This window comes from Silvibacterium sp. (assembly GCF_047605705.1).
Lineage (GTDB): Bacteria > Acidobacteriota > Terriglobia > Terriglobales > Acidobacteriaceae > Silvibacterium.
The window spans coordinates 75,979-90,731 of the sequence record NZ_JASGFD010000001.1; the positions used below are offsets into that span (position 1 = coordinate 75,979).

Below are 14,753 nucleotides of genomic sequence, written 5' to 3' on the forward strand. Positions count from 1 at the left end.
TTTCCGTATGACTTACTGAGCCTTTTGTATCTGGCCGCGGATCTCCCCACCAGGATTCGCCTTGGTGTGGAGATTGAAGTACCACTTACCGTCTTCCAGGTCCTTTTCCTGATCGGGGGTAAGCGTCGCAGTTCCATCGACCGGACTGCTGATAGGACTACCCTTTACCGGAACCTGGGGCTTGGCGTTCACGCCCTCCCCCGCCGGGCCGTGAAAATGTGCCGCAACAACCGGCCCCGTCAGATTGCTGAATTCGACGTGATACTTGAATTCATGCGTGGTGGTATCGAGCGTCGCGGTCAAGGTCCCTGTGCCGCTGCTGTCCTTTGGTGGAACCTCCGACGAGGCCTTCAGGTCTGCCTTGAAAGGAATCGAATCCGCATAGGCAGTAGCACCAAGTGCCATCGCAATTACGGACGCCGCGAACAGTCGGTTCAGCTTCATAGTTCCTTCTCCTTGTAGATATTTCCAGCGGTGGCGCAGCCGGTAGCTGCCCTTAGACCGCATAGCACAGTAAGCAGACACAACGACTGTCAACTGCGGATATCAGCGGCTCACCAGGATGCTTGCAGGCAGCGAATACAAAGGCTTTGCAATGGGAGGGGCGAAACGAGTCAGCGCACGATCAGGCTGCTGACAAAACGATGTCCCGCCCGGAAAGAAGCGAGGCGGCAACAACAGAATCGACGGGTTGTCCTCTGCTGGATCATCGTTGGAATCTAAAACTATCCGAATTACCTGGATTGCGCAATACATACGAAGGGCAGGCATTTCAGTCTAAAACCACATCCGTATGATCCGACCAAACCTGTCCTGTGATAAGCTGAAGCGCAATGTTCATCTATATCCATTTCCAGCGCTGTTGTCGCTACTGAAACTCTCAGTTTCAGGTGGGTCTGCTCACTCGCGAGAGGGAGAGGACTCCGGAATGGATAGCATTTCTGTTGAGCCAGGACACTCGGCCGCCGCGCACTGACATTTACCCCGCCTGAACATCATCCTCTGGGCACCGCCGATATTGGGATATCTGCGCATGCAGATGCACGTGTGGTTGCCATTGCTTCTCCGGAACCTACGCAAGCTGTTTGTCTAAGAAAGGAAGCCGAGAAATGTGCGACATCTATAACAAGAATGCAGATCATCTGCGCATCGATCAGAATGAGCGCATCGTCAAGAACAGCGAAATCGATCAGCAATGGGCGGACTGGCTTTCTCCTACCCGGCGCTCATTCCTGTTTGGAGCAGGTGCAGCCGCGATCGGACTCACGCTCGGCGAGACATCGCAAGCCGAAGAGACCAAGTCTCCGCAGGCTACGGCCTCTGCTTCGGCAGCGGCATTTGCGGCACTCAACGGTTCGATCAAGCCCTATGTCTCAAATGACACCGGCGTGAGCGAGTGGGGCTACGAGACGCTGAAGCAACCGACTGTCCAGCCCAAAGGCCTGTGGCCAGGCACAGAGAACGGCCTTCCAGATAAGCCTCGCGCATTCACTGACATCAAAAGCTACCACGCTCACTTTTATTTTGATCAGGACACCTTCGAGAAGGCGGCGCTCATCCGTCGCTGGGCCGGCGAACGATTCCCGGTGGAACTCGGGGATTGGAATCTGGCACCGCGCGGCCCTCATGTCACGCCTTCGTTCTACTTCGGATTCACAAACGACCTGCTCACGGTCGTCATCCCGTGGCTTCAGCTCAACAGCCTGGGCCTCACGATCCTGGTGCATCCGAACACCGATGATCCGCGCGCAGATCACCTCTACTACACGCTTTGGGTGAACCGCTCTCAGCCGGTCAATGCTTTCAACATGAAAGCGCCTCTCGATCAAAACGGTAAGGTGCGCGTTGAGAAGATTCTCCCGAACGTGACGCCGACTGTAAAGCTCGAAGTCTAACCAGTCTTGTTCTTCCTGTGCTGGGATCTGTCCCGGTCTCAGCACAGGAAGACGCTCGCACGCACATAAGGACGAAGCCCAGCATGCGTCTTGCACCATTGGTCAGTACATTCCTTCTCTCATCGACTGCGCTCATTGCGCAGACATCTTCGTCGCCTATCTCCGTAGACCCTCCAGCCGATCCAACATCGCCAGCAAGCCTTGTCGAGATCGCGGTGCCCTCGCACGGTGCTCAACTGCTAGGTGCGTTTTACCTTGCTTCAGGCTCACAGCCCCATCCGACCGCAATCATTTTTCACGGCTTCCCCGGCTACGAACAGAACCTGGATTTAGCGCAGACATTGCGCCGCGCGGGATACAACGTACTCGCGGTGCATTATCGAGGGAGTTGGGGCGTCTCTGGAAATTTCTCCTATCAGCACACGATTGAAGATGCAGACGCCGAGGTCGAGTGGATCACCTCAGCAGACATCGCCGCGAAGTATCATGTCGACCCCAGGCGCGTCGTACTGATTGGGCATTCCCTGGGCGGATATATGGCGCTCTCCGCAGCAGCGCATCATCCTGGCGTAGCCGCTGCCATTTCGATCTCCGGTGCGTCGATCGGTCATCGCTTCGCTGGTTTGAAAGAGGAAGAGAAGCAGACAGCAGTATCTCAATTCACCTCCCGCGTTAACCCTGTTGACCTTTTACCCCTGAGTGGCACCTCAGCCGCTGCATTGGGTGCAGAGGTCTTCGACCATCGCAATGAGTGGGACTTCCTCAATCTTGCTCCTGCGCTTGGGAGCCGCCCCATCTTGTTGATCACCGCAGCGGATGGAACCGGCCCCAACAGCGATGCGCTCCTTCACGCGTTGCAGGCCGAAGGCAACACCCAATCCGAGCACCTTGAGATCAAAACCGATCACCCATTCAGCGATCATCGTATCGCGCTGCAGGCCACCATCCTGGACTGGCTTGCTTCACACGTTCACGATTAAATAGAAGCGGCAACGCCTTCATCACACACCCAGACATGATAAGAATGCGGCCTCGCTGATACTCGCGCTCCTGCACCTCTGCGCATAGCGCTCCCACAAGCACTTACCTTCTCAAGGCAAGTATCACGCTGAAATAGCACAAAGACTATTTCACTCATGACGTAGTCTTTGTGTTACGGTAAGTGCCATGCATCCAGTCAGCCACAGCGCAGAATCTTTACGGAGATCCCATGCGCATTTCGTGTGCGGACGATGTTCGGCTCGCCGGTAAGCCGATATCCTGACAAGCTTGCTATCACAGCCAAGTCCATCTCGAGTCTCACAAGATTCGAGATGATCTAACCGGGCCCCTCCCTCTCGATCTCCGCGCCCACGGCATCGCGTGTATGCAGCACTGTCTCTTCGAGGCAAGATTTCGTCCTCGCAGGTTTCGGATGCCCCCTGGCGATCACCGGGTCGTATCAGCACATACTCGAAACTTCGGGACATTCCCGTAGTACACGGCAAAGTCTTCCTCAAAACTGCCGCAGATACATACCCACATCTGCCCCAACTGAATCAATTGCGAGGACTATTGATGAGACACCTCTTTTGGAGACCTGGTGCAGTCTTACTGCTTTTTGTAGCCTCACTGATTGCCGCGAATACACTTCGTGCGCAGACATTCCGCGGCAGTATTTCCGGAACAATCGAAGATCCAAGCGGAGCCGCTATCGGCAATGCGAGCATTCAGCTATTAGGACAAGAGACAGGCCTTACCCGGCAGACTACCTCCACGGTCGACGGTAACTACACTTTCCAGGATCTCCCTCTTGGAAAATACACGCTGACCGTTACCGCATCCGGCTTTGCGGTCGCGCGGATTGAAAACATCACGACACGCCCAGGCGAGGTTTACTCCCTGAGTCCGAAGCTTTCACTGGCCAGCTCCACGCAGAGCGTGAATGTCAACGCAAACGCACTGACGCTGGACACCGAAAGCTCCACCAACAGCTCTGTCGTCTCCGACAAAGCCGTTGCAAATATCCCTTTGAACGGCCGTGATTTCACCCAACTCATTAAGATCGTGCCCGGATATAACGGCGCCGGATCTTTGAATGGCACGCGTACGAACCAGAACAACTATCAGATCGATGGCGCCGACAACAATGACATCTGGCAGAACAGCGCCGCGGCAAATCAGGGCGGCGTCGGTTCCATTGCCGGAGTCACGATTCCAATCGATTCGATCGACCAGTTCAGCGTGCAATCACAGGGCAATGCAGAGATCGGACGCAATGGTGGCGGCCTGATTTCGCTCGCGATCAAGAGCGGCAGCAATCAGATTCATGGATCGTCGTACTACTTCAATCGCAATGAATTCTTTTCTGCACGCAGCCCGTTTCTAGCCACTGACGCGACCAAGCCCGAACTTCGCAATCAGCAGTTCGGTGCTTCGGTCGGCGGTCCGATCCTCAGAAATCATCTCTTTTACTTTGTGAACTACGAACGGCAGATGTACACGATTCAAAACAGCGCCTATGCTGTAGAGCCGACAGCAGCCTATCTGACTGCTGCGACAAATCTGCTTGCCGCTCACGGCTTCGGGGTGAACTCGCTCTCGCAGAGCCTGCTTACATTGTGGCCGGACGCGAATGGCTCGGGACCCGCTTCGTCCAGCGGCAACTATCTCGACGAGCATCCGCAGAAAGGCTACAGCGACAATGCAATCGGCAAAATCGACTGGCAGATTTCTGACCGTCAGTCTCTCTCCGTGCGCGCATTCGTAGGCACGGGACGGCAGTACGCCGCGGTGGGAACGAACGTCTATGACTACTATCAGGTCGCACCGGACATCACGCAAAACTTTACCGCCGTGCACAACTTCGCATTCACACCTCACCTCAGCAACCAACTTCTGGCGGCCGTAGGCATCTTCAATCAAACATTTAACGACGAGAACCACAGCTTCGATATGCCCGCGCTTGGTCTTGCCGATGGCGTGACCAACCCGTCTCTTTACGGTGCGCCCACGATCAGCATCACCAGCCTCGACACCACCGGCGAAACGCAGCCACTCGGCCGCAAGGACTTCACCGGTCATCTCACCGACACCGCGACCTGGGTCTTCGGCAAGCACCAGCTACGATTCGGCGGCGAGTTTCGACGTAATTACATGGACCTCCAGTACCAACGCAATGTCCGCGGCACCTTCACATTCAATGGCACAGCGACCGAGGTCAACACTTCAACCGGGCAAACAAACGTAACGCTGCCGACGGGTGCAACCTCGTACTACACCGACACAACCTATGGCGGCAGTGACGTGCGCGCGCTGGCCGACTACCTTGCGGGCTACGTGGCTAGTTCCACCTTCACGCAGGGCTACCTGCGTCGCGATATCTACCAGAACACCTATTCGCTGTACGCTTCGGACATCTTCCAGGTGATACCGAAACTGACTCTCAATTACGGTCTTCGTTACGACTACAACGCACCGTTTCACTCGCCAGGCGTGTTGTCTGACTTCCGCCCAGGCAATACCTCAGCGGACGCCTTCGGACTCGTTCAGCCTGGAGCAGGCATCGACAAGATCTACCCCGGAAACTTCACCAACCTTGCGCCTCGCATCGGCTTTGCCCTGCAGTTTGCGCCACGGGTAGCCATCCGCGGAACGTATGGCATCTTCTTCGACGCAATTAACTTCAACGGCTTCTTCGATAATCGTCCAGGCAATGGCGCCGCGGTGGGCGTGCAGGCCAACCCTACAGGCGCAACTCCCGTGGAGACTCTCACCGGCACCTACTACCAGTGGAAATACAATGTCGATCCATTCACGAATGCGACCACACCGTCTGTCTACGGCCTCGCAAGCGTCGATCCTAACTTCCGCACGGCATATATCCAGAACTTCAACACCAACCTCGAATATCAGCTGAGCAGAAACACGATCTTCCAGGCCGGCTATGTCGGTTCCCTCGGCCGCAGGCTTTTCCAGCTCGTAGATATCAACCAGGCCACGCTCAGCTCTACGGGCACGACAGCTACCAAGAACATCCAGACCCGGCGCCCCTACTACTCTGCCTCTGACATCGCGAATGCGGAGGTGATTGCTGCGATCAACGACATTGCCAGTGTTAGCACGTCAAACTACAACTCGCTGCAGCTGAGCCTGCGCACATCGGGCTATCACGGCCTCACGGCGCAAGGTTCCTATACCTACGGGCACGCTCTCGATACCGTGTCTGGCACTCGTGGATTTGCTCCCCAGAATTCGGCCGACATCTCCGGCGAATACGGCAACTCGGACTTCGATGTACGCCATACCTTCAACGGCTACATCGTGTACGAGGCTCCGAAGTTCACCGATCATCTTCCTCTCCTGACGAAGGGCTGGCAAGGAAATGCCTTTATCAGCGCATTCACCGGCACTCCCTTCTCCGTAAAATCAGGAGCCGACAACAGCCACACCGGTGAGAATCAGGACCGCGCTGATCAGGTAGCATCTCCGGCAGCGGGCATTACGCGCCGCCTGGTACGAACCAGCACCACCTCTGCACCCTACTACCTGTGGGATTCTTCCTCCTCCTGGGTGGCGAATCCTGCAAATACCTTCGGAACCTCTGCGCGCAATGCTTATCGAGGACCGGCGTTCTCCACGGTCGACGTCGCGCTGGTAAAAAACACGCCCATCCACAAAAACGTTACATTCCAGTTGCGCGCGGAAATGTTTAACGTGTTCAACCGCACAAACCTCGCCAATCCAACCGCCACGCTCAGTTCTTCGAGCTTTGGGCATGTTTCCGCAACGCGCAACAATAGCGGAGCGCCGGGCATTGGCCCAGGCGAACCCTTCAATGTGCAGTTCGCAGGCAAGTTCATCTTCTAACCCGTCTCAACATAGCTCGAGGAAGGGTGCGGCTTCGGTCGCACCTTTCTCTTCTCATTACGGCGAGCCAGCAGGCCCCCCTGTCGTGTCCCTCGTCTCCTTTCCACCTGCACTCCATGCTGCGTCTTCTCTTTCCAACAGGAGCTTTTGATGAAACATCTCGTCTCCATCGCCCTGGTTCTGGCGACTGCACCATCGCTGCTCGCACAGGAACCTGCGCGTCCTATCGTATTTCCGGCAGTCCCAGGGCCAATCACTGCAAAATATAAACCCGATGCTGACAGAATTCTCGCCGCGGCGTTACAGGACACGGACGGCTACAACGATCTCGAATATCTCTGCGATCACATTGGCAACCGCAACTCCGGCACGCCTCAATTGAACACCGCGATTACATGGGCCGCAGACCTCATGCGCAAGGCAGGTCTTGAAAATGCGCAGATCCAACCGGTAGATGTTCCTCACTGGGTGCGCGGGGACGAAAGCGCCGAGTTTGTAGCTCCTATAAAGAAAAAGATTCACTTGCTCGGTCTCGGAATGAGCGATGGAACACCTCCCGAAGGACTTACAGCGCAGGTCGTTTTTGTACATACCTTCGAAGAACTGGACGCATTGCCCGATAGCGCAGTCAAAGGCAAGATCGTGGTATTCAATCCCGGTTGGCACGGCTACGGCGTCAACTCCGGTTATCGCACTGGCGGCCCCTCGCGCGCGGCGGCGAAAGGTGCGATCGCAGCACTCATACGCTCAGCGACTCCGCTCGCACAGCAACTGCCGCACACCGGAACCCTGCGGTACGCACCGGACGCGCCGAAGATTCCCGCGGCCGCCATCTCCATCGAAGATGCAGAGCTGATCGAACGCCTTGCCCACCAAGGGCCAGTCACTGTTCATCTGAAAATGGATGCACAGCAATTACCGGATGTTCAAGCTGGCAATGTTATCGGCGAAATTCCCGGCAGTGAGCATCCCGAGCAGGTTGTCGTTCTCGGCGGACACATCGATTCATGGGACGTTGGCCAGGGCGCTCAGGATGATGGCACTGGAATCATGGCCACCTTCGAAGCTGTCAGCCTGCTGCACAAACTCGGATTGCATCCCAAACGCACCATTCGACTCGTCTTCTGGGTGAATGAAGAGAATGGCGGCGCAGGTGGACGTGCCTATGCAAAGCTCGTTGGCGACAAAGTCGGCAATCATGTCGCGGCCATCGAGATGGACAACGGCGCGGAGCGGCCGTTGGGAGTGGCATATGGTTCCTTCGGGCCGCCGCGCACACCAGGAGATGATCGTCCAGGCACACCGCGCGTGAATCCGGGGGCCGCCTTTGATATCAAGAGACTTTCACCCGAGGAGAAGAAGTCGGTGGATACCCTCCTCGATCTGGTCGATCTGCTCAAGCCAATCGATGCCGCGGGTTGGTCTCCGGGAGGAGGCGGTTCTGACATCGGTCCTATCGTGGCCGAAGGTGTACCGTCCTTAAGTCCGCGTACCGTGGGAGAACACTATTTCGACTGGCACCACACCGAAGCGGACACCTTTGACAAGGTAGACCTTGAAGATTTCCGCCGAAATATAGGACTGCTCGCCGTAACCACTTACGTGCTGGCAGACATAGACGGCAGGCTAACTGGACGCAAAGGCACCGCGCGCGAATAACGCCTGCTGAAGTTTACCTTTCTTGTGACGGGGTCTTCATGCGAGAAGATGAATGCTGGATTCTCTGCATAAAGATCCCGTTCATTCCATATCTTTCTTCTGCGGCATGTGCTTGACACTTATCGCGGCTTGCCAACCGCACTCGCCCGGCTCACTTCGTTCAACTTGCCTGTCTTCACATCGTAGATATAACCGTAAATGGGAATAGCGCCTGGGATAAGTGGGTGATTACGGATACGTTCCACGTCGTCCACAACTGCCTGCTCGGCATCTGGAATCGTGAGCCATTCAATAAACTCACCGGCTCGGGAACCCGGCCCCGCGCCTACATCGCGAAAGCCATCTGCACTTAGCTCTGCCGTCTCAAGGCTGCTTGCAAGAAGACCGCGGATTCCATCGTTGTTGAAGAACAACATGCCACAGTCGGTGTGATGAATAACAAAAAACTCGCGCGTGCCAAGAAGCTTATAGCTGATGACGAGTGAGCGGATTGCATCATCACTGGCGCGGCCTCCGGCATTGCGAATGACGTGAGCATCCCCTTCTGCTAGCCCTGCATATTTCGCTGGGTCCAGTCGGGCATCCATGCATGTCAACACGGCGAAATGACGCGCGGGCGGCAATCCCAGCTTGCCCTTATCGCCAAACTCCGATGCATAGCGTTCATTTGCGTTCAGGACTTCTGTCAGGATCTCACTCATGGCATGCCTCCCTGGCTACTCAGCCTTGTTTGGATCTACCTCATGGATTGGGAGGTCCCAGTGATTCGTCGTCAGCTCCCACCTTCTGTTCTCATCTTTACGGAATGCTGCCTGGTCCGGAAAGAGCTGCTTGGCAACCTCAGCCTCAGATTGTCCCGGGGGAGCATCATGCGAGGCGCGCGTAATCACAATGCGATAGTCCCAACGCGATTCTTCGCTTGTATGAAGACTGGGAGCCCATACGGTGTAACTGAGGACATAGCCCAGTTGCTTCTGACGATCCAGGATCGCGAGCTGGTATTTGCGGAAAAGATCAAACCATTCGTCATGAAATCCATATCGCACCCGATATACCCACTCGATCGTCTCGGGATGCGCGGCCGGAGAGGCTGTGGCTGGAGCCTGATAAGCGTTTGCGGGAGAAGAAAAAGATGGAAGCATGCCGAACAGCATGGCGGCGAGCAAGAAACGGCGGATATACGTGACAGTCTGCAAGAAGCTCCTCCAGAAAAATAATCGTTCGAGCCCGACAACGGGCTACTTGTCGATTCTGGATGAGTCGGGAAGGAATGCCACAGTGCCAGCGCTCACCCAGCTAATTGCCGGAGAAGGTACAACAGCGCTCTAGCCGCTTTGACATGAAGCGAAACTAGCATAGCCAGCAAAGAGCGTCAATATAAGATAGAAATCGCAAATGACTTGCTTTTTGCCAGCCTCATACGATGAGCTATGGAAGTAATTCCACTTCAAACCGACGCTCAAAGGCAGCTCTGCGACTCCGTAATTGGCTCTTGCGCTCTGCCGCATTCAAGGTTGCTATCCCCGCAGGCAATTCGCTCTTGAGAGTGTCTCGTGTTACAACCGCCGTGCGAATAACAGACGGGCCAGCCGCATCACCGCTTTCTCGCAATCCCTGCCAACGCAGCATAATAATTCCCTCCTCCAGCCCAGCCGCGTCGACCCAGTTGGCGACACCAGGATCCCAGCTCGAAACGACAAACGTGATCGTTCCATCTGCATTTGCAACCGCCTGCCTGTTATTCAGGCTGCTTTGGTGATCCCAGTAGTCCGGCGTTACGCCCCATACATTGCTGACCGGAAGTGTGCAGTACGATGCCCCGCCTGGATTCAGCGTGACGATGAGACCTTGATTCGATCCAAGACGGAAATGCCCTAGCGCATTCCGCTGCGTCACGAGGAAACCGGCCTTGTCTCCCGGCCTGCCAGGCTGCGGCAGCTCGTTCGGAGGCAATGCAAGAACGGGAGCCTGGAGATGCGCGATGATGTGATCAAGCCGATTGCGCAAACGGACGACAATCCGCCGCTCGAGCTCTGTATCGTTCTGCTCTTTCTCCGGCGGAGGACCACTTACGCGTCTCACTTCGATGCTGTCGACGTTTTCTTTACTCCAGTCGGCCAGCGTATTTCGGATCAACAACGCATTGCCGGCCTCCGTTAACTGGATGTGATTAGAACGATCGCCAGCGGGCGTGTTGTCTAAAGTAATTTCATAGGATCCATCAGCTTTGACTTCCAGCTGCTTCTGACCGATGTTCGCCAGTGTGCGCCATCCATCGAGGTTGCTGAAGGAGAAGTTGGAATCGATAGGGCCTGGAGCATGCCGCTGGCCTCTGATCACGTAGCTGGAATTCGCTTCGACCGGAACGAGAAAATATTGCGTGTCTGGATTGTCGATTCCCCATCGTCCACCGGAAACTTTCGTCTGAAACCACGTATGGGGAGGAATGGAAATCTGGATCACGCGCGGCCTGCGTGGATCACCGTTGACGACTTCAAGGCTCACAAGAAAAGCCAGTTCTTCCAGTGAATCATGCGCTTGTGTCTGCGTGGAGGGCAGCAATTGTGGCCACTGCGCTTTCCACTTCGCCTCCAGCGATCGCAACTCAACCTGCAGATCCGCTCGTGCGAGCAAGCGCATTGCGTGTCGTTCGGCAGCGATCTGATCCCGCGCGCTTTGCGGAGAGAATGATCTTTCAGCAACAGAGCTAGCGTATGCATGCAGATTGCAGGCGAGGAGAAACAAGCTCAGCGCCGCTACAGGCAAGAAGCCACGCGCAAAACGAGTGAGCGTTCTGGACAAATCACCAAAATTCCGCACATCGGCCATAGGAATCCATTTCACACGCAATAAAAACAGCACTTGCCAGGACTAGACCTCACATAGTCCGGCGCAGTGCAATAACATGCATCTAAAGTCACGGTCCCCGGAGTTGCTCGCAGGGACCGTAACGATCAACAGCTCTATCAGAACAATATTTTTGCGGCGATCTGAGTATTGAACGGCTCACCCGGACCGATTCCCGGCGAACCGTTCGAATCACCAATTGTGTCGCTCACGATCCCAAAGGAACTCGAACCAAAGGTTCCACCAGGCTGCGCATAGTTGTTGCGGTTATAGAGATTAAACATCTCTGCTCTCAGTTGCAGTGTCAGTCTGTCCCACAGCTTCGTATTCTTGAACACCGAAAGATCGATATCTCCATAACCAGGTCCGAAGATCTGATTGCGGCGAAGATCGCCATAAGTGCCGGCTGCGGGCTGTGCAAACGCTGCGGGATTAATCCACGGAACGCCACTCGATGTGATCGAGTGAGTGATCCCGGCATGGGGATTTCCAACCAGATTAGGCCGCTGATACTTCTCACCGGTGCCGCTGTTATCCGAAGAGGTCGCGATATTGAAAGGGAGCCCACCACGGAAAGTTGCAGCCGCATTGATCTCCCAGCCGCTCGATATCCAGTCGCGCCCATGACCAAGGCGCGGCAGCGTATAGAAAGCAGCCGCATTGAAGTTATTCCGAGTGTCGTAGTCGCTGTTTCCGTAATCGCCCTTCAGGTTTCTGCTGTTCTGAGGCAGTCGGCTGCGATATACCGTCATATCGTCCAGGTTATGCGACCAGGTGTAATTGACCACCGTCGAAAGCCCGTGGAAGTTGCTGGTTCGCAGCGTGCTCTGGAGCGAGTTGTAATTCCCGTTGCCGTTGCTTTCAACCTGATTGATAACGCCATAATCCGGATACTCGCTGTAATACGGCCGGGTGCTCTGCACAGGAGTTGTTGAAGTGGCATTGAGTGGAGTTTGGTTGATATCCGCAAGCGTAATCTCTTTCCGGCTCTCGCTTCCCACATAGCCGATTGAAAGGACCGCTCTTGAGCCAAGGCTCTGCTGAATGCCAAGCTGATAGTTGTAGGTGTAGGGAGTACGGAAGCGAGGATCGACTGAGAATATACCGACGATCGAAGCCGCACCGGTGTCAAAAATTGGCTGGCCACTTACGATCGTGTAACCCGATGGGGTGAACGTCTGCACAGGACTGGTTCCCGCGGGATTGCCTTCGAAACCGTTCGGGCCGCCATTGCTTGGCCGGTTATCAAAGAAGGGGCTGAGGCTCGATGCGTCGTAGTACACACCGAATGATCCGCGCAGCACCAGACTTCCATTCTCACGCGGCTGGTAGGCAAAGCCGAAACGAGGACCAAAGTTGTTGCGGTCCTGCGGATAAAGAGTATCGAGCCCTTCCCCAAGAACCGACAGGCCCGTTGCGGTAGCGGGAATAAAGGTCGGGAGATTGTCGTCGTTGTTATAAAGAGGGCCGACATAGTCATAACGAAGGCCGTAGTTAACATTCAGGCGCGGTGTGATCTGCCAGGCATCCTGGGCAAACAGATCGTAAGTATTCACATAGATCAGGCGCTCTGCATTTCCTTTCGCAAAGGAAGACGTATCCACCTCACCTGCAAGAAAGTCGGCAAGGGCTTTCACCGTCGATCCATATCCGTTCGGATTATTGGCGTACCCCGTATGATCTACACCCTGCGATCCATCGAAAGCGAACGTGCCGAGTGAATTGCGAAAATAGAACTCGTCGAGCTGCGCTCTGCGATATTCGCCGCCAAACCGGAACTGATGCTTGCCGATGTCATAGGAAAGCGCATCGGTAATGTGGCCTGTCACATCATTGCGACCCTCGGGCGGAGTTTCGCCCGTGCCATCAAAGCCGGAGATATTAATGCTCGGAGCTCCACTATGCGAGGCGCCGGTGTTTAGACCGAGTGCGATGACATCAATGTTAGTGTCAAAATCATGAAACACCTGGTTATATGTGCTCACGCCGAGAAGAATCTGATTGACCAGCTTCGGACTGAATATCCGGTTGTAAACCACCGAATAGTTTTGGACGTGTATCGGTGCAACTTCGTAGAAGTTCTTAAGATTCGAACCCACAGGTGCGATCTGGTTGCCTTGGCCAATCGCCCAGCGCGCAGAGATCGTATTCCGATCGTTGAAGCTGTGATCAAGCTTGACGATGCCGTTATTGCTGTAACCCGTCTCTGGATCAGGGCTGATGTAGTTGTTTGCGGATGCTGGCCCGGTTAATGCATAGGCTGGATAGAGCGCTCCGATCAAGGCCGTTGAGACTGGGTTAACGGAAAGACCGTTCGCGGCAAGCAAGCTCTCTGCCTGCCCCTGGTATGCGGTAGATGGCTCTGTCGCCAGTCCCGATAGTGCAATCGTAAATTGCTGACGTTCAAATGCGCTGAAGAAGAATGTTTTGTTGCGAACGATTGGACCGCCGAGGGAGTAGCCGAAGTTCTCATTTCGTAGCTCGCGTTTCGGTACAAACACAGGACTCGCCGCGAGCGCTTCGTTGCGGAGGAAGTAATATCCACTGCCGTGTAGTTCATTCGTACCAGACTTGATGATCAGGTTTGCGGTCGCCCCGGGATTGCGGCCGGTCTCCGCATTCGACTGCGTCTGCAGTGAAAACTGATCGATCGCATCGATCGGAATCATGGTGCCGGCGATGCCTCCGATACCACTTTGATTGATAGCGGAGTTGTTCGCCCACAGATCGTTGTTGTCCGTTCCGTCGATCTGCCAGTTCGTCTGGTTCGAACGCGCGCCGTTCACTGATCCCAGCACGCCCGAATAGCCCCCGAACCCTGGCACGAAGCCTACGACCTTCTTGAAGTCTCTCGAGTCAAGCGGCAGATCTTGAAGCGACTTCCCAGCAATGACAGAGTTGTTCACGCTTGAAGCCGAGTCGAGCGAGAGCGCCGAGGCAGATACCTGCACCGTAGTGTTGACGGTTGAAACCGAGAGTTTCAGAGGCAGGGCGAGGATGACGCCAGCGTTGACGGAGACACCTTTGACTACGAGAGTCTGAAAGCCGCTGGCCTCGACCTGAATCGTGTAGCCTCCAAGCGGCAGATCCTGGAAGCCGTATTCCCCCGCTCCGGACGAAACGGTGCTATGGGTCAGCCCGGTCGCATCTGCGGTCGCTTTCACACCGACATTCGGAACGGCTGCTCCTGTGTTATCCGTGACGGATCCGCTAATTCCTCCACGGAAGGTCTGAGCTGCCGACGGCAAGGACCACAGCACAATAGCAGCAAAAAAGAGATGGAATTGCCTGAGAAATGAAGTACGGCGTGACATAGAAATGGCCTCACAAGCTACAAGGGGTGTTTTATCCGGCCGTGGGCCCGTGCCTTCTCATGGATCACTGTGAATGCTTTTGCATTCATTGTGATGGAGAGCGGATAAATCCCGAAGAGGAAGCAGAGCGTCCGTGGCCACGTGTGCGGTGGGCAGGTGCCTCTGCTTTTGTAGCTCGCGTCGCCGTTAA

The 14,753-nt window shown here is 55.3% G+C and carries 9 protein-coding genes; 4 read left to right on the top strand and 5 right to left on the bottom strand.

From position 1 onward, the window contains the following. Positions 1-12: 12 nt before the first annotated feature. Positions 13-444 carry a CHRD domain-containing protein gene (locus QM649_RS00265; RefSeq protein WP_415196988.1) on the bottom strand — a complete coding sequence of 144 codons (432 nt, stop codon included), beginning with the start codon at positions 442-444 and terminating at the stop codon, positions 13-15. Positions 445-1,109: 665 nt separating this feature from the next. Between QM649_RS00265 and QM649_RS00270 the strand changes: the two genes are divergently transcribed. The 4 genes from QM649_RS00270 (at position 1,110) to QM649_RS00285 (ending at position 8,402) form a co-directional block, all read left to right on the top strand. After that, the gene (locus QM649_RS00270) at positions 1,110-1,895 is read left to right on the top strand and encodes a DOPA 4,5-dioxygenase family protein (RefSeq protein WP_415196989.1); all 786 of its coding nucleotides are present in this window, start codon (positions 1,110-1,112) and stop codon (positions 1,893-1,895) included. A gap of 83 nt (positions 1,896-1,978) precedes the next feature. Continuing rightward, positions 1,979-2,875, top strand: coding sequence for an alpha/beta hydrolase family protein (locus tag QM649_RS00275; protein ID WP_415196990.1), 897 nt, complete (start codon positions 1,979-1,981; stop codon positions 2,873-2,875). Between the two features lie 577 nt (positions 2,876-3,452). Next, on the top strand, positions 3,453-6,743 hold the full coding sequence (locus QM649_RS00280) for a TonB-dependent receptor domain-containing protein (protein ID WP_415196991.1): 3,291 nt from the start codon (positions 3,453-3,455) through the stop codon (positions 6,741-6,743). 150 nt (positions 6,744-6,893) lie between these two features. Next, complete coding sequence (locus tag QM649_RS00285) at positions 6,894-8,402, top strand: M20/M25/M40 family metallo-hydrolase (protein ID WP_415197090.1); 1,509 nt, start codon at positions 6,894-6,896, stop codon at positions 8,400-8,402. A gap of 119 nt (positions 8,403-8,521) precedes the next feature. Here the strand turns inward: QM649_RS00285 and QM649_RS00290 are convergent, their stop codons facing one another. From QM649_RS00290 to QM649_RS00305, 4 genes are all read right to left on the bottom strand, one after another. Then, positions 8,522-9,103 (bottom strand): beta-class carbonic anhydrase, encoded by a 582-nt coding sequence (locus QM649_RS00290; RefSeq protein ID WP_415196992.1) that lies wholly within the window; start codon positions 9,101-9,103, stop codon positions 8,522-8,524. A 15-nt stretch (positions 9,104-9,118) separates the two neighbouring features. Next, positions 9,119-9,598, bottom strand: a complete 480-nt coding sequence (locus QM649_RS00295; RefSeq protein ID WP_415196993.1) for a hypothetical protein — start codon at positions 9,596-9,598, stop codon at positions 9,119-9,121. 232 nt (positions 9,599-9,830) lie between these two features. Continuing rightward, a complete protein-coding gene (locus tag QM649_RS00300; RefSeq protein ID WP_415196994.1) occupies positions 9,831-11,231 on the bottom strand; it encodes a hypothetical protein in 1,401 nt (466 codons plus the stop codon). Positions 11,232-11,368: 137 nt separating this feature from the next. Beyond that, a complete protein-coding gene (locus tag QM649_RS00305; RefSeq protein WP_415196995.1) occupies positions 11,369-14,563 on the bottom strand; it encodes a carboxypeptidase regulatory-like domain-containing protein in 3,195 nt (1,064 codons plus the stop codon). Positions 14,564-14,753 lie beyond the last annotated feature (190 nt).